Source organism: Lysobacter sp. HA35 (assembly GCF_054061195.1).
The window spans coordinates 621,047-642,693 of record NZ_JBSSDY010000001.1 but is presented as its reverse complement, the minus strand read 5'-3'; the positions used below and the strand labels follow the sequence as shown (position 1 = coordinate 642,693).

The following is a 21,647-nucleotide window of genomic DNA, read 5'->3' as shown; positions in this document are numbered from 1 at the left end:
CGGAATTCTAGGCGACTCAACGGGTTAGCGCAACCGAACCCGCTCCCGCGAACCCGCGACGCTGGTCTCACCGGACGAGACGGCCGGCAGGCACTCTCCCCTGTTCAGGCAATCCGACCTGCCACGGCCCGGTCACGTCCGGGTCAAGCGCGACGGACCAAATTGTCCGGGGGCTCCGGTCCCGATACGCTCTCCTGTTCGCCGTTCGACGGCGCTCCCCCAGCCTGAGATTTTCCCAAGATGGCGATGGAATTCATCCGCGTGCGTGGCGCGCGGACGCACAACCTGAAGAACGTCGACCTCGACCTGCCCCGCGACAAGCTGATCGTCATCACCGGCCTGTCGGGCTCGGGCAAGTCGTCGCTCGCGTTCGACACGATCTACGCCGAGGGCCAGCGCCGCTACGTCGAGTCCCTGTCCGCCTACGCCCGGCAGTTCCTGTCGGTGATGGAGAAGCCGGACGTCGACCATATCGAAGGCCTGTCGCCGGCGATCTCGATCGAGCAGAAGTCGACCTCGCACAACCCGCGATCGACCGTCGGCACGATCACCGAGATCTACGACTACCTGCGCCTGCTGTTCGCACGCGTCGGCATCCCGCGCTGCCCCGACCACGGCTTCCCGCTCGAAGCGCAGACGATCAGCCAGATGGTCGACCAGGCCATCGCGCTCAATCCCGAGCAGCGCTACATGCTGCTGACGCCCGTCGTTCGCGAGCGCAAGGGCGAGCACGCGCAGATCTTCGACCAGCTGCGCGCACAGGGTTTCGTGCGCGTGCGCGTCAACGGCGTGCTGTACGAGATCGACGAGGTGCCGAAGCTGTCGCTGCGCAGTAAGCACACGATCGAAGCGGTGATCGATCGCTTCCGTCCGCGCGAAGACCTGAAGCAGCGCCTCGCCGAATCGTTCGAAACGGCGATCAAACTCGGCGACGGCATGGCGATCGTGCAATCGCTGGACGACGAAAAGGCTGCTCCGCTGCTGTTCTCGTCGAAGTTCAGCTGCCCGGTCTGCGATTACTCGTTGCCGGAACTCGAGCCGCGCCTGTTCTCGTTCAACTCGCCGGTGGGCGCCTGCCCGACCTGCGACGGACTCGGCGTGAGCCAGTTCTTCGACCCGTCGCGCGTCGTCGTGCATCCCGACCTGTCGCTGTCGGCCGGTGCCGTGCGCGGCTGGGATCGTCGCAATACGTACTACTTCCAGCTCGTGCAATCGCTGGCACGGCATTACGACTTCAACGTCGATATGCCGTGGAACCAGCTCGCCGACAAGGCGAAGAACGCGGTGCTGTTCGGCAGCGGCACGGAAGCGGTGACCTTTACCTACGTCAACGATTCCGGCGGCCGCTATCAGCGCCGGCATCGTTTCGAGGGTGTGATTCCGAACCTCGAGCGCCGCTATCGCGAGACCGAATCGCAGGCCGTGCGCGAGGAGCTTTCGAAGTACATCAGCGACCGTCCCTGCTCCGAATGCGGCGGCGCGCGCCTCAATCGTGCAGCGCGCAATGTGTTCGTCGGCGAGCACAACGTCGCGCATATCGTCGTGTTGCCGATCGACGAAGCACTGCGCTTTTTCCACGATCTTTCGCTACCAGGCTGGCGCGGTGAGATCGCCGGAAAGATCGTCAAGGAAATCGCCGAACGCCTGACGTTCCTCATCGACGTCGGCCTCGACTACCTCACGCTGGAGCGGCAAGGCGGACACGCTGTCCGGCGGCGAAGCGCAACGCATTCGTCTCGCCTCGCAGATCGGCGCAGGCCTAGTAGGCGTGATGTACGTGCTCGACGAGCCTTCGATCGGCCTGCACCAGCGCGACAACGAGCGACTGCTCGGGACACTCACGCGGCTGCGCGAACTCGGCAACACCGTGATCGTCGTCGAACACGACGAGGACGCGATCCGTCTCGCCGATTACGTGGTCGACATCGGCCCCGGCGCGGGTGTGCACGGCGGCGCGATCGTTGCGCAGGGCACGCCGCAGGACGTGATGTCGAACCCGGCGTCGGTGACCGGCCAGTTCCTCAGCGGCGCACGCAGGATCGAGGTCCCGGCGAATCGGCACAAGCCCGACAAGTCGATGATGTTCCGGCTGAAGGGTGCGAAGGGGAACAACCTGCGCGATGTGGATGTCGAGATTCCGGCCGGCCTGCTAACGTGCGTAACGGGCGTGTCGGGCTCGGGCAAGTCGACGCTGATCAACGACACGCTGTACGCGATCGCCGCGAACGAACTCAACGGCGCATCGATGTCGCCGTCGGCCTACGACAACTACGACAACATCGAGCTGTGGGACAAGGTCGTCGACATCGACCAGTCGCCGATCGGCCGCACGCCGCGCAGTAATCCCGCCACGTACACGGGTCTATTCACGCCGTTGCGCGAACTGTTCGCGCAGGTGCCGGAGTCGCGTTCGCGTGGTTACGCGCCCGGTCGCTTCAGCTTCAACGTCAAAGGCGGCCGCTGCGAGGCATGCCAGGGCGACGGCCTGATCAAGGTCGAGATGCACTTCCTGCCGGACGTGTACGTGCCCTGCGATGTCTGCGGCGGCAAGCGCTACAACCGCGAGACGCTGGAGATCCGCTACAAGGGTTACAACATCAACGACGTGCTCGAGATGACCGTCGAAGATGCGCTGCCGCTGTTCGAGGCTATCCCGTCGATCTCGCGCAAGCTCGAAACGTTGATGGACGTCGGCCTGAGCTATATCAAGCTCGGCCAGTCGGCGACCACGCTCTCGGGCGGCGAAGCGCAGCGCGTGAAGCTCTCGCGCGAGCTGTCGCGTCGCGATACCGGCCGCACGCTGTACATCCTCGATGAACCGACCACCGGCCTGCACTTCGCGGACATCGAGCAGTTGCTCGGCGTGCTGCATCGCCTGCGCGACGAAGGGAACACCGTTGTCGTCATCGAGCACAACCTCGACGTGATCAAGACGGCGGACTGGGTGATCGACCTCGGCCCCGAGGGCGGACATCGCGGCGGCACGATCCTCGGTTGCGGTACGCCCGAGCAGATCGCGGCGATGCCGCATTCGCACACCGGTCGATTCCTTGCGCCATTGCTCCAACGCGATCAAGCTGTCGCGCCCGCGGCGAAGCCCAGCCGCAAGCGCAAGACAGCATCGCGATGACCGACCAGCCGCCTCCGCCCTCCTCCGACAAAAAGCCGCGTCGAGCCCGCGCACCGCGCAAGCGCGCGCCAGCGAAGCGTGCGCCGAAGGCGAAACAGGGAACGGAGGCGGTGATCGCGCTCGATGCGGACGGTGCATCGGTCGAGGTTGCGGGCGATGCGCTCCTGACGGAGGCCGCACCCGCAGAAGTCGCGGCGGCGCCGTTAAGCAGCACGCAAGTGACGGCCGAGCCTGCTACGCCGCAACCGGGCGCGACCGCAAACGCGCCGGCCGAGCAGCGCGAAACAACCGCGCAGCAGAAGCCGCAAGGCGGTCGCCAGCCACGTCAGCCGCGCGACGACAAATCGCGCGAGGTCGAGAAGCACGCTGAGCTGCGTGAAGCGTCGCCCGCCGCCGAGGCGCAAGCACCGACGCCGGAAAGCGCGGCGTCCGAATCAACCGCACCGATGAAGCAGGACAGCCTGCGTCCCGGCGAGCTCATCCGCGTGCCGCTGTCGGTGCGCTGGCGCGATCTCGACGCGTTCAACCACGTCAACAACTCGAAGTACCTGAGCTACCTCGAGGAAGCGCGCCTGCGCTGGATGCTCAGCGTGCCGGGTATGGGCCTGGATGAGAATGTCGCGCCCGTCGTGGCGGCGTCGAACCTCAACTATCGCCGCCCGATTGAATGGCCGGGCGATGTCGTGATCGAGCTGTTCGTCGAACGTCTCGGCGGCAGCAGCGTCACCATCGGTCATCGGATCGTCGATGCGAAAGATCCGCGCGCGCTCTATTGCGACGGCAACGTCGTGATGGTGTGGATCGATCGCACCACGGGGCGCTCCGCCCCGCTTCCCACCGGCGTACGCGACGCCTGCAGTTAAGGCGCCGCGCTGCGGACGTCGAAGTCGACGGGCAGTACACGCCCGTCCGCGAACTTCAGTTCGACGCGAACCTTCCGGCCGGCGCCCAACTCGCCCGTCGGCGACATCATCATGAGGTGCCGCCCGCCCGGCGCGAACGCGACCTGCGCGCCGGGCGCAACATCCACGCGCGGCAGCGGGCGCATCCTGCTGACGCCGCCTTCGACGCGCGTCTCGTGCATCGACACGTCCCCGAACATCTTCGACGTCGCGCCCGTCAGCACGAACGGTGCCTTGCAGCGGTTGTCGAGCACGAAGAAACCCGCGCCCATCGGCATCATCGGCGTCATCCGAACCCATGCATCGCGCACCGTGGGCATGCATGCCGCGGACTTCGCACCACCGGCGAACGCGACGAACGGAATGGCGAGCAGCGCAGCGAGCGCGAATTGAGCAGATCGATTCATGCGCGCATTGTAGGAAGCGGCGGCCGCGCCGTGGCGGGCCGTCCGGCGGCCGGTTAACCTGCGGCACGGTCTTCGGAGGCGAGCCATGGCACGGGTACAGACTCAGGAACACGGCGACATCCTCGAGATCCGGCTCGCGCGCGCGCCGGTCAATGCGCTCGATCCCGAGCTCTGCGGTGAGTTGCGCGACGCCGTGACGCATGCCGCGCAGCACAGCGCGCGTGGGATCGCGCTCACTGGAGGACCGTCCGTGTTCTCCGCCGGGCTCGACGTTCCTTACCTCATGTCGCTGGGTGACGATCGCGCCGGGCTCATGCATGCATGGGAGGCCTTCTTCGGCGCGGCGCGTGCGCTCGTCGGCAGCACCATTCCGATCGCGGCCGGGCTCGCGGGTCACGCGCCTGCAGGTGGCTGCGTGCTGGCCCTGTGTTGCGACTACCGCGTCATGGCGCGCTCGCCCGATCCGGCGAAACCATTCCGCATCGGGCTCAACGAAACGCAGGTGGGGCTCGTCGCGCCGGAAGGCATCCAGCGCCTGCTACGTCGCGTCGTCGGCGCGCATCGCGCAGAACGCCTGCTGGTCAGTGGGCTGATGCCGACGACCGATGAAGCGCATGCGATCGGGTTGATCGACGAGGTGGCCACGGTCGACGACACGGCGCAGCGCGCAATCGACTGGGCGCGCGCACTTTCCGCACTACCGCGTCAGCCCGTGCTTGAAACGCGCACTATCGCGCGCGCGGACGCGGTCGACGCATTGCATCCGCGCAACATCGAACTCGATCGCTTCGTTACGTCGTGGTATTCGCCGGACACGCAGGCCGCGTTGCGCGCGGTGCTGGAACGGCTCGGCAAGTCGCGCTGATCAGCCGGTCGCGATCGGACGCGCGTCGTCTTCGATCCAACCGCTCCACGAACCCGTGTACAGACGCGCGCCGTGCAGACCGGCGTGCTCCATCGCGAGCAGGTGATGGCAGGCGGTGACGCCCGAACCACAACTTGCAACCAGTGTTTCGGGCGCGCGTCCATCGAGAAGCGCTTTGAATTCGGCGCGCAATTCGCCTGCAGGCCGGAAGCGTCCATCGGCGAGATTCGTCGCGAACGGGCGATTGAGTGCGCCCGGAATGTGCCCGGCCTTGCGATCGAGCGGTTCGACGTCGCCGCGATAACGCTCGGGGGCGCGCGCATCGATGACAGGCTCGCCTGCAGCAAGCGCGGCTTCGACGTCCGCGGTATCGAGCAGTCGCGTGTGATCGAACGCGCCTGCATAGGGGCCGATGTCCGACTCGTCGACATCGCCCGTCTCGACTCTGCCATCCGCCGCGCGCCAGGCCGACCATCCACCATCGAGCACCGCGACGGCGTCGTGTCCCCATGCCTTGAGCATGAACCACAGCCGCGCGGCGGCCAGCGCGCCCTGCGCATCGTCGTAGACGACGACCTGATGCACGGGCGTGATACCCAGGCGGCCGAGCGTCGCAGCGAAGGCTTCGTCCGACGGCCATGGATGCCGGCCTGCGCCCGGGTAATGCGGGCCCGACAACTCGGTTTCGAGGTCCGCACGTCGCGCGCCGGGCAGGTGGCCTTCGGCGAAGCGCCGTGCGCCCGCACTGCGATCGGCGAGGTCGACGCGCGTGTCGATGATCGCAAGCGGCCGTTCGTGTGCTTCGATCGCGCGGCTGAGTGCGCCCGCGTCGATCAATGTCGTCCATGTCATCAGATGTGTCTCCAGCCGGTCGTGCAGGTTGAGCAGCATCGAGGCGGTCGCGCCCCAGATGCGCTGGTCGGGATAACGGTACTCCCAGACGACGCGGCTGCGGCCCTGCACCTCGAAGCGGCGTTCGACGCGGTTGTTCGCGTCCATCAGATAAGCGAGCGGCACTTCGAACACTGCCGCGACTTCTGCCGGATCCGGATGCGCGATGTAAGACGGATCGATCAGCGCGACGACCGGCACCACGCGAAAACCGGTGATGGTCGCGAGCGGATCCAGGAATCCGAACGGCGCGATCTGCGCGGCGGGAATGCCGACTTCCTCGTGCGTTTCGCGCAATGCGCCGGCGACCGAATCCGCATCCTCGGGATCCAGCGCGCCACCGGGAAAACTCACCTGCCCCGGATGCTGGCGCAGGTCGTCGTTGCGGCGCGTCAGCAGAACGTGCAACCCGTCATCGCGCGGGACGAGCCCGACGAGCACGGCCGCATCGCGCATCACACGCGTGTCGAGCAGACCATCGAGATCGACGAGGTTCCAGCACGCGCCACGCGGTGGCGCATCGAGCGGATGCAGCGCGCGACGCAGGTGCGTGAGGTCCGCCTCAACCATTCGCGTGGTCGGCCTCGCGGGCCGGCAGCACGGTGTCCATGACGCGCAGGCGCTCGTCGTCGCCCATCGTGCCCCAGCGCGCGATCTCGTCGAGCGTGCGCAGGCAGCCCGCGCACAGGCCATCGTCGCGCATCTCGCAGATGCCGACACAGGGGCTGAGGACCGCACGGAACTGGGAATTCATGGGGTGATTCTCTCAGACGCTAGGCTCTGGAAACACGAACGCCGGCGCGAGGCCGGCGTTCGGAGAACCTTGCGGTTCGACTTACTTGGAGCTGACGAGCTTGATCTCGAACACCACCGCCACGTTCGGCGGGAAACCGGTGCGCGGGTCGGCGCCATAGGCCTTGTCGGCCGGCAGCGTGACTTCCCACTTCGAACCGACCGGCATCTGCTGGATCACTTCACGCATCGCCGGCATTTCGATCTGGCTGACCTTGATCGACGGGATCGACTGCGCCGGACGCGCCTGCGCCGGACGCTCGCCCCATGCATACGGGCCTGCGACTTCGAGCTGCACGGTGTTCGCCATCGTCGGCTTGGCACCGGTGCCGTTCTCGATCACGCGGTACTGCACGCCGCTCGGGAGAACCTTCACGCCGGCCTTGGCCTTGTTCGACGCGATGTACGCATCGCTCTTGGTCTTGTTCTGCGACGAAGCCTTGTCCCACTCGGCCTTCGACTTCGCGACCTGGCGCGTCTGCATGTCCTGCAGAACCTTCTGGAGCTGGTCGACCGGAACGGACGGCTGCTTCTTCGCGTAGGCGTCCTGCAGGCCCTTGATCATCGAGTTGACGTCGAGCGCTTCGCCGCGATCGGTCAGCTCGGCGGCATCAGCGCCGGTCTTGAAACCAAGGGCGTAGCTGAGCTTGCCCTTGTCGGACGTGACGTCCTGCGCGGACGCAGCGCCCGCGGCAACTACGAACGCCGCTGCAGCGACGGCAATCAGACGAAACTTCATCGGGTGAAACCTCCGGTATGGGGAAGCCGGGTGCGCTTCGTGCGCAGCGGCGTTGAACAACCCTTATGCCGCGTACCGGTCGACAGCCCCGAGTGGCGCGCTAGGATACTGAGGGCAGGGCTTAACCGCCACTGACACCGAACCCTCTGACCGCGCCCCGCCGCTCGAGTTCCGCCGGATCTCCCAGGGCGCGCTTTCCCCGATTTCCATTCAGGCTCGCCATGACCGACAGCAGCAGCGCACCGCCGGTGACCGTCGCCGACCGCGAGGCGGTCCGCATCATCACCGTGAACCGCCCGGACAAGCTCAATGCGCTCAATGCGGCGACTTTGGATGCATTAGACGTCGCATTCGCCGAAGCCATCGATGCAGCCTCCGTGCGCGCGATCGTGCTCACCGGTGCGGGGCCAAAGGCGTTCGTCGCCGGCGCCGACATCGCGGAGATGAACACATTGACGCCGGTGCAGGGCCGCGACTTCTCGTTGCGCGGCCAGCGGATGATGCGCCGCGTCGAGAAATGCCCGAAGCCGGTCATCGCAATGGTGAACGGATTCGCGCTGGGTGGCGGGCTGGAGCTCGCGATGTGTTGCCATCTGCGCATCGCCGCAGATACCGCGCGCGTCGGTCAACCCGAGATCAATCTCGGACTGATCCCCGGCTTTGGTGGCACGCAACGGCTTCTGCGACTCGCCGGTCGCGCCGCCACGCTCGAACTCTGCCTGCTCGGTGCGCCGATCGACGCGCAGCGTGCGCGCGAACTGGGCATCGTCAATCGCGTGGTTCCCGCGGCCGAACTCGAAGCGCAGACGATGGCGGTCGCGCAGCAACTCGCGAACTCCGCGCCGCTTGCGGTGCGTGGTGCGCTCGATTGCATCAACGTCGGCGGCGAATGCGGCATCGAGGAAGGCCTCGAATACGAAGCCGCACAGTTCGGCCTGATGTTCGCGACGCAGGACATGCGCGAAGGCACGTCGGCGTTCCTCGAGCGCCGCAAGCCGACCTTCAGCGGCACGTGATCGATACGCGTTGCCCCGAGTGCGGCTGCACCGCGGTGACGCCGGTGCACATGATCGTGTCGCGCCTTCGCGTTAACGATCTTGACGGTGCGCTCGATGCGGGGTTGCTTGCGATGGACGCGTGCTCAGGTTGTTCCGTGGAGTGCACGACGCGATTGATCGCCGCGCGCGACGAGCGTCGATTCGCACTCGCAGCACGTGAACGCTTCCGGGCGCGAGAAGCGCGGCTCGCGCGACGTGCGGCCGAACGCGAAGCTGCGCGCAATGCACGCGCGCCGGCAACGACTGCCGCAGCACCAATGCCTGCCCTGCCCCCCGCGGCCGCGGCTGCGCTGCAACGAGCGCTTGCTCGTGCGAAGGGACCGGGCCAATGAGCCGCACGCGTGGAACCGGACGCGCTGCGTCGGGAGCGAAGCCGTTGTCGGCACCCAAAACGGTCAAGAAGATCGTTCCTGCGACGGCGAAGTCCGCTGTGTCGGTCGCAAGGAAGAAGGTCGTGACGAAAGTTCGCACTGCGGTCGCGACGGGCACGCCATCACGCGCAAAGAAGACGGGCGTCGCTGCGAAGAAGGCCGCAACGAAACTCGCGCGCGGTCTAGCGGCAACCGGCAATGCAGCGACGCACAAACCACGAAGCGCGCGACCGCTCGGCGGCAGCGATCGTGTCGCACCGTCGAAGCGAATGACGCCGCGCGAGATCGACGAGTTGTTCGCGCGCCTCAGCGAAACCAATCCCGCACCGACCACCGAACTCGAATACTCGACGCCTTACGAACTGCTCGTCGCCGTCGCGCTGTCCGCGCAGATGACCGACATCGGCGTGAACAAGGCGACGCGGCAGTTGTTTCCTGTCGCGAATACGCCGAAATCAATTGCCAAGCTCGGTGTGGAAGGGCTGGCGCCGTACCTCGCCGGGATCAACTTCAATCGCACCAAGGCGAACAACGTCGTCGCGATGGCGCACCAGTTGCTCGAGCAGCACGGTGGCGAGGTGCCGCGCGATCGCGAGGCGCTGGAAGCGCTGCCGGGTGTCGGCCGCAAGACGGCGAATGTGGTGCTCAATACCGCGTTCGGCGAAACGACGCTCGCGGTCGATACGCACATCTATCGCGTATCGAACCGCACGGGACTCGCGCCCGGCGCCGACGTCCGCATCGTCGAGGACGAGCTGTTGCGCGTCGTGCCGGAGAAGTACCTGCAACACGCGCACCACTGGCTGCTGCTGCACGGCCGCTATGTCTGCAAGGCGCGCGTGCCGGACTGCCCGCGCTGCATCGTGCGCGACCTCTGCCATTTCCCGGACAAAACGCCCGGCAAGGCACCGCCGCTGGAAGTCGCTCCGACGCGAACCCGACGCGCTCGATGACACGCTCGCGGCGCCGGCCGCGGAACTGTCACATTTACGCAATCTTCACGCCCTAGCCTTCGCGGCGCTCCTCCTTCCCAGGACCCGTCATGAAACTCTCGCGTAACACGCTCGCCCTCGCCTTGTTGGCCGCGCTCGCTGCGCCGGCTGCGCACGCCGAAGTCGCCATCGACGTCATCCACGACTCGGAGGTCAGCTTCGAGGGCCTCGTGCAGGCCGACGCCAATTGGTACAGCGACGACATCGCCATCCTCAACGCGAACAACAACGACGGCGGTGACGATTTCGACATGCGTCGCGCCGAACTCGTGCTGAAGGGCAAGGGCCCCGGCAATTACGAGTGGGTGCTGGGCTACGACGCCCGCGCCAACAAGTTCCTCGACGTCAACGCGAAGTACAAGCTCGGCGGCGACGCCAACAAGTACATCCAGATCGGCCAGTTCAAGCAGCCGAACAGCCTGGAAGAACTGTCGTCGACCAAGAACAACGACTTCATCGCCAAGTCCTCGATCACGAACACCTTCGCGGTGGCTCGTCGTCTCGGCGGCGCGTTCAGCTACGGCGACACCAACTGGTCGCTGACGGGCTCGTACTTCGAGCGCGAACTGACCCGCAACCTCGCGCACGGCAACGGCTACGGCCTGCGCGGTACGTGGGCGCCGATCAACGCGAACGGCCAGATCCTGCATCTCGGCCTGTCGTACGTGAACTACGATACCGATACCGACACGCTGCGCCTGCGCGCACGTCCGCTGGCCGACCTCGCGGGCACGCGACTGGTCGACACCGGCGCGACCGGCATGCGCAACGCCGACCGCATCTCGGTCGTCGGGCTCGAAGGCATGTACGCCACCGGCCCGTTCAAGGTGCAGGCCGAGTACATGAAGGCGGCCGTCGACCGTTACGACACCGGCTTCGCGGCGCAGCCCGGCAACACCTACGACGCGGGCGGTTATTACATCCAGGGCGTGTGGAACATCACCGGCGAGAAGTTCGGTTACAAGGCGGGCGTGCCGACCACGCCGCTGCCGGACAACCCGTCGACCGGCATGTTCCAGCTCGGCCTGCGCTACGACCACATCGATCTCGACGACGGTTCGATCGTCGCCGGCGCAACGCCGACAGCAGCTCCGACCATCAACGGCGTGCTCGGCGGCGAGCAGAACGCGTGGACGATCGGCGCCAATTGGTACTGGCATTCGAACTTCAAGTTCATGCTGAACTACGTCAAGGTCGACAGCTCGCGTTACATCGGCAAGACCAGCGCGACGTACTCGGCGAACCCGGCGTACAACAACGCCACGTTCAACCGCGTGGTCGATGACAACCCGGACATCATCGAGGCGCGCTTCCAGTTCTACTGGTAATCGCCGCGTCACACTCTCTCCAAGGGTCGAGTCTTTTGGAGGCGCAGCGCAGGCTGCGCCTCCTTTTTTATTGGCGCGCTGTCACGCAGATGTCATCGACGTGCAACGGCGATGTCATCGTTCCGCGATGGAATGCGCGCAGGCGGGCGATGCCCGTCCCTGACCAGGAGTCCATCCGTGTTGAAGTCCCTCAGCTCGCGTTCCATGCATGCGCGCGCGCTCGCGCTTTCCCTGGCCCTCGCCTGCTTCGCCGCGCACGCGGCCGACGCCACCGGCGCGGGTTCGTCGTTCGTGTATCCGGCCATCTCCAAGTGGTCGTCCGACTACGCGAAGGCCACCGGCAAGCAGGTGAACTACCAGTCGATCGGTTCGGGTGGCGGCATCGCGCAGGCGAAGGCCGGCACCGTCGACTTCGGCGCCACCGACATGCCGCTCAAGCCCGATGACCTGGCCAAGTCCGGTCTCATCCAGTTCCCGTCGGTGATCGGCGGCGTCGTGCCGGTGATCAACGTCCCGGGCGTGGCGTCCGGCGCGATGAAGCTCGACGGCGACACGCTCGCCCGCATCTTCCTCGGCGACATCACGATGTGGAACGACCCGGCGATCGCTGCGCTCAACGGCGGCGTGCAGCTGCCGGCGAAGAAGATCACCGTCGTGCACCGCTCGGATGGTTCGGGCACCACCTTCAACTTCGCCAACTACCTGTCGAAGGTCAATGCGGCCTGGAAGCAGAAGGCCGGCGAAGGCACGATGGTGCAGTGGCCGGTCGGCATTGGTGGCAAGGGCAACGAAGGCGTTGCCGCGTACGTCAAGCAGATTCCGGGTGCGATCGGCTATGTCGAGCTGTCGTACGCGCTGCAGAACAAGATGGCGTACTCGCGCATGAAGAACGCCGCCGGCAACTTCGTGCTGCCGAGCGACGAGACCTTCGCCGCGGCCGCCGCCAGCGCCGACTGGACGAACGCCAAGGACTTCTACCTGGTGATGACGAACGCGCCGGGCGCGCAGTCCTGGCCGATCACGGCGACCACGTTCATCCTGATGCACCGCCAGCCGAAGAACGCCGCCGGCTCGAAGAACACGCAGGAGTTCTTCCGCTGGGTCTACGCCAACGGCGACACCTCGGCCAAGGCGCTGGACTACGTGCCGCTGCCGGACGCGCTGGTCCAGCAGATCGAGACCTACTGGTCGACCAACGCGAAGTATTGATCCACTGCTGCTTTGCTCGTCAGGACGGGCCCCTTCGCGGGGCCCGTTCGCGTTGCGGCGGCCGTGTCATCGACGTGTAACAAAAACATCATTTCATAGCGCCGTGGTGCCGCCATCGGGGCGGCGCGCCTGTATTCGCGGAGCTTTCCATGAACGTCGCACGCCTCGGTCTCGCCCTCGCGCTTTCGATCGCCCTCACCGCCTGTTCCGGCGGCGGCTCCGCCGACAAGGCACCGAATGCATCGACCACGGCCGCCACGCCTGCAGGCAGCGCATCGGAAGCGACGATCACCGGTGCCGGCGCGACGTTCATCTATCCGCTGCTGTCCAAGTGGTCGGCCGAGTACAGCCAGAAGACCGGCTCGAAGATCAACTACCAGTCGATCGGATCGGGCGGCGGCATCGCGCAGATCAAGGCCGGCACGGTCGACTTCGGTTCCAGCGACAAGCCGCTCGCGTCGGACGAACTCGCGGCCGCGGGCCTTGGGCAGTTTCCGTCGGCCGTCGGTGGCGTGGTGCCGGTCGTGAACCTGCCGGGCATCGCCGCCGGCCAGCTCAAGCTCACCGGCGCGGTGCTCGCCGACATCTATCTGGGCAAGGTCACGATGTGGAATGACGCTGCGATCGCGGCGCTCAATCCCGGCGTCGCGCTGCCCGCGATCAAGATCAACGTCGTCAAGCGTTCCGACGGTTCGGGCACGACCTTCAACTTCGTCAACTATCTCTCGAAGGTCAGCCCGGAGTGGAAGACCAAGGTCGGCGAAGGCACGTCGGTGAACTGGCCGACCGGTATCGGCGGCAAGGGCAATGAAGGCGTCGCCGCGTACGTGAAGCAGATCAAGGGTTCGATCGGATACGTCGAACTTGCGTACGCCGCCGAGAACGGCATGGCGCACGCGCAGATGCAGAACGCCGCGGGCCAGTGGGTGCAGCCGAGCATCGCCTCGTTCCAGGCCGCTGCCGAAGGCGCCGACTGGAAGAATGCGCACGACTTCAACCTCGTGATCACCAATGCCCCGGGCGCACAGGCGTGGCCGATCGCCGCGACGAATTTCATCCTCATGTACAAGCAGCCTAAGGACGCGGCGCGCTCGAAGGCGACGCTCGACTTCTTCCGCTGGGCGATGCACGACGGCGGCAAGACCGCACAGTCGCTGAACTACGTGCCGCTGCCGTCGGAGCTGGTGTCGCAGGTCGAAACGTACTGGACCGCGCAGTTCAAGTGATGCCACGACGCTTGATGCCTGTGTGCATCGAGCGACGCGATTCCATCCGACGTTGCACGACGCACGACGCGTCCTGACCCACGCCTTCGCACGGTGACATGAGCGCCATTCCCGCCCCTGCCCTCGATTCCACCACGCGCGACGCCGCCGCCGACCGCGGCTTCCGCTGGCTCGTCACCGGTGCCGGCATGTTCGTGCTGGTGTCGCTGGCCGCCGCCGCGCTGTCGATGGCCTGGGGCGGACGCGCGACGTTCCAGAGGTTCGGCCTGCACTTCTTTACGTCGCGTGCGTGGGATCCGGTCGGGCAGGACTTCGGCGCGTTGGTGCCGATCTACGGAACCATCGTCACCGCGCTCATCGCGATGATCATCGCGGTGCCGGTGAGCTTCGGCGTCGCAATGTTCCTCACCGAGATCGCGCCGAAGTGGCTGCGTGGCCCGGTCGGCAGCGCGATCGAACTACTCGCGGGCATCCCGTCGATCATCTACGGCATGTGGGGCCTGTTCGTACTGGTGCCGTACCTGAGCGAGCACGTGTATCCGTGGATCGACGCGCACCTCGGCACGTTGCCGGTGATCGGCGCCCTGTTCGCGGGCCCGCCGCTCGGGCTCGGCATGCTCACCGCCGGCCTCGTGCTCGCGATCATGATCATTCCATTCATCGCGTCGGTGATGCGCGAGGTGTTCCTGACGGTGCCGAACCGCCTGAAGGAATCGTCGTACGCACTCGGATCAACGCGTTGGGAAGTCGTGTGGGACGTCGTGCTGCCGTACACGCGCTCGGCCGTTATCGGCGGCGTCTTCCTCGGCCTGGGCCGCGCGCTCGGCGAAACGATGGCGGTGACGTTCGTTCTCGGCAACGCGCATGAGCTGACGACATCGCTGCTGATGCCGGGCAACTCCATCGCCGCGACCATCGCCAACGAATTCGCCGAAGCCGACTCCGAGCAGTACCGCTCCGCACTTATCGCGCTCGGCTTCGTGCTGTTCCTGGTGACGTTCGTGGTGCTGTCGGTGGCGCGCCTGATGCTTCGTCGCCTGTCCAAGCGGGAGGGCACCTGATGTTGTCGCTCTATACGCGCCGCCGCGTGACCAATGTGGTCGCGCAGGTGCTCGCGGTCCTCGCGACCGCGTTCGGCCTGTTCTGGCTGGTCTGGATCCTGTGGACGACGCTGCATAACGGCATCGCGTCGATCAATGGCGCGCTGTTTACCGCGATGACGCCGCCGCCGGGTGAGGAAGGCGGCCTGCTCAATGCTTTCTTCGGCAGCGCGCTGATGAGCGCGCTCGGCATCGCGATGGGTGCGCCGATCGGCGTGCTGGCCGGCACCTATCTCGCGGAGTATTCGAACCGCAGCTGGATCGGCGACACCGTGCGCTTCGTCAACGACATCCTGCTGTCGGCGCCGTCCATCGTGCTGGGCTTGTTCGTCTACACGCTCGTCGTCGCGCGCATGGGCCACTTCTCGGCGCTCGCCGGCGGCATCGCGCTCGCCTTCATCGTGTTGCCGGTGGTGGTGCGCACCACGGACGAGATGTTGCGCCTGGTGCCAACGCAGATGCGCGAGGCGGCGCTGTCGCTGGGCATCCCGCAGTGGAAGGTGATCGTGCAGGTGCTGTATCGCTCGTCGCTGCCGGGCATCATTACCGGCATCCTGCTCGCGCTCGCACGCATCTCCGGCGAGACCGCGCCGCTGCTCTTCACCGCGCTCAACAACCAGTACTGGTCCACCGATGTGTCGTCGCCCATGGCGAACGTGCCCGTGGTGATCTTCCAGTATGCGATGAGCCCCTATGACGCCTGGCATTCGCTCGCATGGGCCGGCGCCTTCGTGCTGATGCTGTTCGTGCTCGCGGTGAGCCTGCTCGCTCGCGCGCTCGTCGCCCGCAACCGCGTGTCCCACGACTGATGAATGCCGCCCTGCCTCCGGATCTCGCCATGAACGACGCTCCCCGCTTCCACCTGGCGACCGCGCAAGCGGCGGCGTCGGCCGCGCCGGTCAAGCTCGCCGCGCGCGGGCTCGACTTCCATTACGACAAGTTCCACGCGCTGAAGAACATCAACCTCGAGATTCCGGAGAAGCGCGTCACCGCGCTGATCGGGCCGTCGGGTTGCGGCAAGTCGACGCTGCTGCGCATCTTCAATCGCATCTACGCGCTGTATCCGAAGCTCAACGCGAACGGCGAAGTGCTGCTCGACGGCGAAAACATCCTCGACCCGCGCTTCCCGCTCAATCGCCTGCGCAGCAAGGTCGGCATGGTGTTCCAGAAGCCGGTGCCGTTTCCGATGACGATCTTCGAGAACGTCGCGTACGGCATCCGCCATCACGAGCGCCTGTCGAAGGCCGACATGAAGGACCGCGTCGAGCAGGCGCTGCGCCAGTCGGCGCTGTGGGACGAAGTGAAGGACAAGCTGGGCCAGAGCGCGCTCGGGCTTTCCGGTGGGCAGCAGCAGCGGCTCTGCATCGCACGCGCCGTGGCGCTGCGTCCGGACGTGTTGCTGCTCGACGAACCGACGTCCGCGCTCGACCCGATTTCGACGAGTCGCATCGAACAACTGGTCGACGACCTCAAGCGCGACTTCACCATCGCGATCGTCACCCACAACATGCAGCAGGCCGCGCGCATCTCGGACTACACCGCCTTCATGTACCTGGGCGAGCTGGTCGAGCACGGCACCACCGAAACGATTTTCTCCAACCCCTCGAAGCAGCAGACCGAGGACTACATCACCGGTCGCTTCGGCTGACAGGGGCACGCACATGCACGACCACATCCTCAAGAGCTACGACGCCGAGCAGAAGCGCTTGCTCGACGAAACCCTGCGCATGGGCGAGATGGCCGCGTCGCAGCTGGAAGCCGCACTCGACGTGGTGCAGCGGCGCGACGACAAGGCCGCCGCGCGCATCATCGCCAACGATGAAGCGATCGATGCGATCGAGCACGAAGTCAGCCACGACGTCATGAAGCTCGCGCTGCGCGGCCCGATGGCGCGCGACCTGCGCGAGATCCTCGCGGCGATCCGCATCGCGTCCGACATCGAGCGCATCGGCGATTACGCTGCGAACGTCGCCAAGCGCTCGATGGCGCTGAACACCGCGCCGCCGCTGCCGCACGTCGCCGGGCTGCAGTTGATCGGCAAGCTCGCGGTGCAGCAGGTGCGCGACGTCATCGCCGCCTATCGCGACAGCGATACCGACGCCGCTCAGCGCGTTCGTGCCGCGGATACGGAGATCGACGCCGCCTACACCGGTCTCTTCCGCGAACTGCTCACCTACATGATGGAAGACGCGCGCGCGATCACGCCCTGCACGCACCTTCTGTTCATGGCGAAGAACATCGAGCGCATCGGCGACCACGCGACCAACATCGCCGAAAACATCTGGTTCCTCGTGCGCGGTGAAGAAGCACTGCCGCCGCGCGAGAAGGCCGACGAAAGCAATACCGCGACGCTCTGAAGTCTGCGGGATTTGCGCGACGGGCGGCCTCGGCCGCCCGTTTTCGTTGGACTCGCGTGCATCCACGTTCCGCAAATCGCCGTAGTTGAGGTCTGACGACGGATGAACCGCCGTCCGGCCGCTCGGACCTTCCGGCTGCCGACCACAGCCCGCCGCGCTAGCATCGCGCTTCTCGCGGCCCGCCCGCCCGACACGAGGTCACCCCATGTCCCGTTCCCTCAAGACCCCCACCCTCGCCACCCTCACCGGCTCCCTGCTGCTGGCCGGTACCGCGTTCGCGTCCACCCCGCTCACGCAGGGCTACATGCTGTCCGCGACCGATGCGCCGCAGAAGACTGACGCCAACGCCAACACCAAGGCAGCCGAAATGAAGTGCGGCGCCGACAAGAAGGCCGGCGAGATGAAGTGCGGTGCCGACAAGGCCAAGGCCGACGCCATGAAGGCCGACGCCGCCAAGCCGAAGATGCAACCGGCCGCCGACAAGAAGGTCGCCGACGCGAAGATGGCCGAGGGCAAGTGCGGCGAAGGCAAGTGCGGCGGGTCGATCTGACCGCTCGTTGATGGCCGCGACGCGCATCTTGGCGCCGGATGCCGCGGGCCTCGGTCTGCGGCGGGCCTTGCTCGGCCCGCTGCAGGCGGCATCGGATGCGACCGTCGACTTCATCGAGGTCGCGCCGGAAAACTGGATGGGCGTCGGCGGTGCGCTCGGTGAGGCATTCGAGTCGCTGGCCGCCCGCTGGCCCGTCGTCTGCCACGGGCTGTCGCTATCGTTGGGCGGCCCCGGTGAGCTCGACGAAACCTTCCTGCTGAAACTGCGGCGCTTCCTCGAGCGTTTCGACTGCGCGATCTACAGCGAGCATCTGTCCGCGTGCACCGACTCGCAGGGCCAGCTGTACGACCTGATGCCGCTGCCGTTCCATCGTGCCGCGGTTGATCACGTGATCGATCGCATCCGTCGCACGCAGGACGTTCTCGGCCGACGCATCGCCGTCGAGAACATCTCGTACTACGCGACGCTCGACACGGCCCACTCAGCCGCGATGCGCGAGATCGACTTCATCAACGACGTACTGCAACGCGCCGACTGCGACCTGCTGCTCGACGTCAACAACATCGTCGTCAACGCGACGAATCATCGCTACGACGCGCACGAATTCCTCGCTGCGTTGCCGGGCGAACGCGTTGCATACATCCATGTTGCCGGGCATTACGACGAAGCCGACGACCTGAAGGTGGACACGCACGGCGCGCCCATCGCCGCACCGGTGTGGGACCTGCTTGACGCGGCCTACGCGCGTTTCGGCCCGCGACCGACGCTGCTCGAGCGCGACTTCAACCTGCCGCCTTTCGACGAACTCGTCGCCGAACTGGACGGCGTACGTTCGCGGCTAGGGCGTGCGTCCACTGGCCGGCGTCATGCCGCCTGAGGCGTTCGACTCGCTGCATGCCTTGAGCGCGTATGTCCGCGATCCCGACACGGCGCCGGCGCCGGCCGGCATCGAAGCACGCCGACTGAAGATCTATGCCGACCTCGTCTTCAACAACGTCGAATCGCTGCTGGCGGGAACGTTCCCGGTCATGCGCGCGACACTCGGCAACGACGCGTGGCACACGCTGATCCGCGACTTCCTTCGCGAGCACGGCGCGCGCACGCCCGTGTTCACCGAACTCGCGCGGGAGCTGATGCGCTATCTCGACACGCGTGCAGACGCTGGGCGCGACGATCCGCCGTGGCTTCGCGAACTCGCGCATTACGAATGGATCGAACTCGCGCTGCAGATCAGCGAAGAGCGTCCGCAGGACGTCGCGCACGATCCGCGCGGCGACCTGCGAAGCGGCGCGCCTGTGCTGTCGCCGCTCGCCTGGCCGCTGGCCTACGACTGGCCCGTGCATCGAATCGCCCCCGGCGCGCTACCGCCCTCGCCGGAAACGACGCTGCTGCTCGTGCATCGCCGGGACGACGGGAGCGTCGGTTTCCACGCGCTCGATGTGTTGGCGTTCCACCTGCTGCAAGGCCTTGTCGATGACGATGCAAGCACCGGCGAAACCCGGCTGCGCGCGCTCGCGAACGAAGTCGGCACGCCCGACGTCGACGCGTTCATGGACGCCGGCATCGCCCTGCTCGAAACGTATCGCCGCGACGGCATCATCCTCGGCACGCGCATCGCCGCCTGACGGCCGCTACCGGCCGGTCTGCTAGGCTTCCGGCCCGCGTCGACGATCCCGCCTCCCCGTGCCTTCACTCGCCTCGCGCTTTCGCGGCTTCCTGCCCGTCGTCGTCGACGTCGAGACGGGCGGCTTCGACTGGAACCGGCACGCGCTGCTCGAAATCGCGGTCATTCCGCTCGATCTCGACGCCGACGGACGCATCGTTCCCTGCCCGACGACCAACGCGCACGTGATGCCGGCGCCGGGCACCGAGATCGATCCGAAGTCGCTGGAAGTCACCGGCATCATCATCGACCACCCGTTCCGCGACGCGAAGAACGAGCGCCAGGCGCTGGACCAGGTGTTCGCACCGGTACGCGCCGCGATGAAGAAGCACGGTTGCCAGCGCGCGATCCTGGTCGGCCACAACGCGCATTTCGACCTGAACTTCCTCAACGCGGCGGTCGCGCGCTCGAAGCATCAGCGCAATCCGTTCCATCCCTTCAGCGTGTTCGACACCGTGTCGCTCGCGGGCGTTGCGTACGGGCAGACCGTGCTCGGCCGTGCGCTGCAGGCGGCGGGCATCGACTGGCAGGCGAGCGAAGCGCACTCGGCCGTGTACGACGCCGAGCGCACCGCGGAACTGTTCTGCAAGATCGTCAACGCGTGGCCGATGCTCGGCGGCGCGGGCGCGCCGTCGAACAAGGCATAAGCGCTACAGCGAGAGCGTGCCGGCCGCCATCGGCTTCGACGACGGCGACTGCGGTGCGACCGGTTGCACCGGTTCCATCGTGATGGCGACGGTCCAACCCGACTGCATGCCGGCGTGCAGCTCGGCCTTCGGCACGTCAACCCAGTGCGAGTGCGACGCGCCGACGTAACCCAGCGACTTGGGCTTCTGCCCCGGCGCGATCAGCCACAGCACCGGCGCCATCTGGCCTTCCGGCACGGTGCCGGGCACCGGCACCAGCCACATACCGCCGCCGTGCGGATCGGGCGTCGCGAGATACGCGATCTGCCCGCTGTTGGTCATCAGCTGCGTGACCGGCAGCTCGGGCATCACGGGCTTGGCCTGCGAAGCGACGCTCTGGACCGGCACGTTGATCACGCGTGGCTTCTGCACCGCGACCACCGCCAATACCGCGGCAGCTGCGAAGCCCGCTGCGGTCGCGGCCTTCCAGAATCCGGCGCCCGCGCGCTCACGGCCACCCGCCACCGGCGACCAGCCGAGTCGCGTGCGGATGCGCGGCCACACGTGGTCGGGCACCGTCGCTGGCGGCAGCTCGTCGTTGAGTCGGTCCAAGCGCGCGCTCCAGTCGTCGACGAGCCGCGCGAACGCGGGGTCACGCGCGATGCGCAGTCGCACCTCGCGACGCGTCCGCTCGTCGAGCACACCGAGGACATATTCGCCGGCGAGCAGGTCGTCGGAGGGCGGGTCGCGGTCGAAATCGTGCTCGCGCATGGTCATTGCTCCAGGCACGCGCGCAGCTGCAACAGGCCGCGTCGGATCCAGCTTTTCACCGAGCCCAGCGGCGCGCCGGAACGCGTCGCGAGCTCCTCGTAGGTCGCGCCTTCGAAGAACGCGGTGCGGATCAGACCGCGACGTCGTTCGTCCAAGCGCTGCATGCAATGTTGCAGGCGGTCGCGATCATCCGATGCTTCGGCGGCGTCGATCGGCGTTTCACCGTTGTCGGGCAGTTCGTCGCCGAGTTCTATCGCGGTGGTGCGCACGGTATGGCTCGGCGAACGCAGGCGATCGATGCAGCGATTGCGCGCGATCATTGCCATCCACGCCATTGCGCACGCGCGGTGCGGATCGAACTGGTCGGCCTTGTGCCAGATGGTGGTGAACACCTCCTGCAGCACGTCCTCGGCTTCCGCGCGGTCGGGCAGCAGTCGCAGGCAGATGGCGAACAGTCGCGACGACGCGGCGCGATAGAGGCGTTCGAAGGCGGATCGATCACCGTCGGCGACGTCGAGCAACAACTCGGCGTGCGCGTCGGTATCGCCCGTGGCAGGCGCGGAGATGAGCATGGAGGCCCCGTCGAAGCTGTAGCTGGCGATGGCGATCACTGCATCCCCCGGCCGGCGCCGAAGGCCCGACGGTTATGCCACCCGTGCGGGTCGCTGGC

Annotated in this window: 20 protein-coding genes and 2 pseudogenes; 16 read left to right on the top strand and 6 right to left on the bottom strand. The window is 66.6% G+C overall.

Going from position 1 to position 21,647, the window contains the following annotated elements:
• Positions 1-240: 240 nt before the first annotated feature.
• Positions 241-3,130 (top strand): annotated as a pseudogene (uvrA, locus tag ACVWZN_RS03345) (excinuclease ABC subunit UvrA).
• Positions 3,131-3,576: 446 nt separating this feature from the next.
• Entirely contained in the window at positions 3,577-3,993 is a 417-nt protein-coding gene (locus ACVWZN_RS03340) for an acyl-CoA thioesterase (RefSeq protein WP_456954702.1), read from the top strand.
• Here ACVWZN_RS03340 and ACVWZN_RS03335 read toward each other — a convergent pair.
• Complete coding sequence (locus ACVWZN_RS03335; RefSeq protein WP_456952606.1) at positions 3,990-4,439, bottom strand: copper chaperone PCu(A)C; 450 nt, start codon at positions 4,437-4,439, stop codon at positions 3,990-3,992. The genes ACVWZN_RS03340 and ACVWZN_RS03335 overlap by 4 nt on opposite strands.
• 85 nt (positions 4,440-4,524) lie before the next feature.
• Here ACVWZN_RS03335 and ACVWZN_RS03330 point away from each other — a divergent pair, with 85 nt between their 5' ends.
• Positions 4,525-5,304 carry an enoyl-CoA hydratase/isomerase family protein gene (locus tag ACVWZN_RS03330; RefSeq protein ID WP_456952605.1) on the top strand — a complete coding sequence of 260 codons (780 nt, stop codon included), beginning with the start codon at positions 4,525-4,527 and terminating at the stop codon, positions 5,302-5,304.
• Here the strand turns inward: ACVWZN_RS03330 and ACVWZN_RS03325 are convergent, their stop codons facing one another.
• From ACVWZN_RS03325 to ACVWZN_RS03315, 3 genes and pseudogenes are all read right to left on the bottom strand, one after another.
• The gene (locus ACVWZN_RS03325) at positions 5,305-6,156 is read right to left on the bottom strand and encodes a sulfurtransferase (RefSeq protein ID WP_456954701.1); all 852 of its coding nucleotides are present in this window, start codon (positions 6,154-6,156) and stop codon (positions 5,305-5,307) included.
• A 9-nt stretch (positions 6,157-6,165) separates the two neighbouring features.
• Positions 6,166-6,949, bottom strand: a pseudogene (locus tag ACVWZN_RS03320) (CoA pyrophosphatase); the annotation flags it as partial.
• Between the two features lie 81 nt (positions 6,950-7,030).
• Positions 7,031-7,726: an FKBP-type peptidyl-prolyl cis-trans isomerase N-terminal domain-containing protein gene (locus ACVWZN_RS03315; protein WP_027082887.1), complete on the bottom strand. Its 696-nt coding sequence runs from the start codon at positions 7,724-7,726 to the stop codon at positions 7,031-7,033.
• A 221-nt stretch (positions 7,727-7,947) separates the two neighbouring features.
• On the opposite strand from ACVWZN_RS03315, the gene ACVWZN_RS03310 reads away from it, so the two are divergent.
• From ACVWZN_RS03310 to rnt, 13 genes are all read left to right on the top strand, one after another.
• Complete coding sequence (locus tag ACVWZN_RS03310; protein WP_456952604.1) at positions 7,948-8,742, top strand: enoyl-CoA hydratase/isomerase family protein; 795 nt, start codon at positions 7,948-7,950, stop codon at positions 8,740-8,742.
• 682 nt (positions 8,743-9,424) lie between these two features.
• Positions 9,425-10,108 carry an endonuclease III gene (gene nth, locus ACVWZN_RS03305; RefSeq protein ID WP_456954700.1) on the top strand — a complete coding sequence of 228 codons (684 nt, stop codon included), beginning with the start codon at positions 9,425-9,427 and terminating at the stop codon, positions 10,106-10,108.
• 89 nt (positions 10,109-10,197) lie between these two features.
• A complete protein-coding gene (locus tag ACVWZN_RS03300; RefSeq protein ID WP_456952603.1) occupies positions 10,198-11,475 on the top strand; it encodes an OprO/OprP family phosphate-selective porin in 1,278 nt (425 codons plus the stop codon).
• A gap of 204 nt (positions 11,476-11,679) precedes the next feature.
• Positions 11,680-12,684 carry a phosphate ABC transporter substrate-binding protein PstS gene (pstS, locus tag ACVWZN_RS03295; protein WP_456954699.1) on the top strand — a complete coding sequence of 335 codons (1,005 nt, stop codon included), beginning with the start codon at positions 11,680-11,682 and terminating at the stop codon, positions 12,682-12,684.
• A gap of 149 nt (positions 12,685-12,833) precedes the next feature.
• Positions 12,834-13,910 (top strand): phosphate ABC transporter substrate-binding protein PstS, encoded by a 1,077-nt coding sequence (gene pstS / locus ACVWZN_RS03290; RefSeq protein ID WP_456952602.1) that lies wholly within the window; start codon positions 12,834-12,836, stop codon positions 13,908-13,910.
• A gap of 98 nt (positions 13,911-14,008) precedes the next feature.
• Complete coding sequence (pstC, locus tag ACVWZN_RS03285) at positions 14,009-14,971, top strand: phosphate ABC transporter permease subunit PstC (RefSeq protein WP_456952601.1); 963 nt, start codon at positions 14,009-14,011, stop codon at positions 14,969-14,971.
• Positions 14,971-15,819, top strand: coding sequence for a phosphate ABC transporter permease PstA (gene pstA, locus ACVWZN_RS03280; protein ID WP_456952600.1), 849 nt, complete (start codon positions 14,971-14,973; stop codon positions 15,817-15,819). The genes pstC and pstA overlap by 1 nt, the downstream gene beginning before the upstream one ends.
• Before the next feature lie 29 nt (positions 15,820-15,848).
• Positions 15,849-16,658, top strand: coding sequence for a phosphate ABC transporter ATP-binding protein PstB (gene pstB / locus ACVWZN_RS03275; protein ID WP_456952599.1), 810 nt, complete (start codon positions 15,849-15,851; stop codon positions 16,656-16,658).
• Positions 16,659-16,671: 13 nt separating this feature from the next.
• Entirely contained in the window at positions 16,672-17,367 is a 696-nt protein-coding gene (gene phoU, locus ACVWZN_RS03270) for a phosphate signaling complex protein PhoU (RefSeq protein WP_456952598.1), read from the top strand.
• A 205-nt stretch (positions 17,368-17,572) separates the two neighbouring features.
• Complete coding sequence (locus ACVWZN_RS03265; protein ID WP_456952597.1) at positions 17,573-17,917, top strand: HvfA family oxazolone/thioamide-modified RiPP metallophore; 345 nt, start codon at positions 17,573-17,575, stop codon at positions 17,915-17,917.
• A gap of 10 nt (positions 17,918-17,927) precedes the next feature.
• Complete coding sequence (locus ACVWZN_RS03260; RefSeq protein WP_456952596.1) at positions 17,928-18,794, top strand: HvfB family MNIO-type RiPP peptide maturase; 867 nt, start codon at positions 17,928-17,930, stop codon at positions 18,792-18,794.
• Positions 18,784-19,542: an HvfC family RiPP maturation protein gene (locus ACVWZN_RS03255; RefSeq protein WP_456952595.1), complete on the top strand. Its 759-nt coding sequence runs from the start codon at positions 18,784-18,786 to the stop codon at positions 19,540-19,542. Before ACVWZN_RS03260 ends, ACVWZN_RS03255 begins: the two co-directional genes overlap by 11 nt.
• A gap of 58 nt (positions 19,543-19,600) precedes the next feature.
• Positions 19,601-20,227, top strand: coding sequence for a ribonuclease T (gene rnt / locus ACVWZN_RS03250; protein WP_027082876.1), 627 nt, complete (start codon positions 19,601-19,603; stop codon positions 20,225-20,227).
• 3 nt (positions 20,228-20,230) lie between these two features.
• On the opposite strand, the gene ACVWZN_RS03245 is transcribed toward rnt, so the two are convergent.
• Together ACVWZN_RS03245 and ACVWZN_RS03240 are read right to left on the bottom strand one after the other, a co-directional pair.
• Positions 20,231-20,977 (bottom strand): anti-sigma factor, encoded by a 747-nt coding sequence (locus tag ACVWZN_RS03245; protein ID WP_456952594.1) that lies wholly within the window; start codon positions 20,975-20,977, stop codon positions 20,231-20,233.
• Positions 20,978-20,979: 2 nt separating this feature from the next.
• Positions 20,980-21,543, bottom strand: a complete 564-nt coding sequence (locus tag ACVWZN_RS03240) for a sigma-70 family RNA polymerase sigma factor (protein ID WP_456954698.1) — start codon at positions 21,541-21,543, stop codon at positions 20,980-20,982.
• Between the last annotated feature and the right edge of the window lie 104 nt (positions 21,544-21,647).

Excerpts from the sequence above, each read along its gene's own strand:
- ACVWZN_RS03340 (WP_456954702.1), top strand. The coding sequence starts at position 3,577 with ATGAAGCAGGACAGCCTGCGTCCCGGCGAGCTCATCCGCGTGCCGCTG.
- ACVWZN_RS03335 (WP_456952606.1), bottom strand. The coding sequence starts at position 4,439 with ATGAATCGATCTGCTCAATTCGCGCTCGCTGCGCTGCTCGCCATTCCG.
- ACVWZN_RS03330 (WP_456952605.1), top strand. The coding sequence starts at position 4,525 with ATGGCACGGGTACAGACTCAGGAACACGGCGACATCCTCGAGATCCGG.
- ACVWZN_RS03325 (WP_456954701.1), bottom strand. The coding sequence starts at position 6,156 with ATGACATGGACGACATTGATCGACGCGGGCGCACTCAGCCGCGCGATC.
- ACVWZN_RS03315 (WP_027082887.1), bottom strand. The coding sequence starts at position 7,726 with ATGAAGTTTCGTCTGATTGCCGTCGCTGCAGCGGCGTTCGTAGTTGCC.
- ACVWZN_RS03310 (WP_456952604.1), top strand. The coding sequence starts at position 7,948 with ATGACCGACAGCAGCAGCGCACCGCCGGTGACCGTCGCCGACCGCGAG.
- nth (WP_456954700.1), top strand. The coding sequence starts at position 9,425 with ATGACGCCGCGCGAGATCGACGAGTTGTTCGCGCGCCTCAGCGAAACC.
- ACVWZN_RS03300 (WP_456952603.1), top strand. The coding sequence starts at position 10,198 with ATGAAACTCTCGCGTAACACGCTCGCCCTCGCCTTGTTGGCCGCGCTC.
- pstS (WP_456954699.1), top strand. The coding sequence starts at position 11,680 with ATGCATGCGCGCGCGCTCGCGCTTTCCCTGGCCCTCGCCTGCTTCGCC.
- pstS (WP_456952602.1), top strand. The coding sequence starts at position 12,834 with ATGAACGTCGCACGCCTCGGTCTCGCCCTCGCGCTTTCGATCGCCCTC.
- pstC (WP_456952601.1), top strand. The coding sequence starts at position 14,009 with ATGAGCGCCATTCCCGCCCCTGCCCTCGATTCCACCACGCGCGACGCC.
- pstA (WP_456952600.1), top strand. The coding sequence starts at position 14,971 with ATGTTGTCGCTCTATACGCGCCGCCGCGTGACCAATGTGGTCGCGCAG.
- pstB (WP_456952599.1), top strand. The coding sequence starts at position 15,849 with ATGAACGACGCTCCCCGCTTCCACCTGGCGACCGCGCAAGCGGCGGCG.
- phoU (WP_456952598.1), top strand. The coding sequence starts at position 16,672 with ATGCACGACCACATCCTCAAGAGCTACGACGCCGAGCAGAAGCGCTTG.
- ACVWZN_RS03265 (WP_456952597.1), top strand. The coding sequence starts at position 17,573 with ATGTCCCGTTCCCTCAAGACCCCCACCCTCGCCACCCTCACCGGCTCC.
- ACVWZN_RS03260 (WP_456952596.1), top strand. The coding sequence starts at position 17,928 with ATGGCCGCGACGCGCATCTTGGCGCCGGATGCCGCGGGCCTCGGTCTG.
- ACVWZN_RS03255 (WP_456952595.1), top strand. The coding sequence starts at position 18,784 with ATGCCGCCTGAGGCGTTCGACTCGCTGCATGCCTTGAGCGCGTATGTC.
- ACVWZN_RS03245 (WP_456952594.1), bottom strand. The coding sequence starts at position 20,977 with ATGCGCGAGCACGATTTCGACCGCGACCCGCCCTCCGACGACCTGCTC.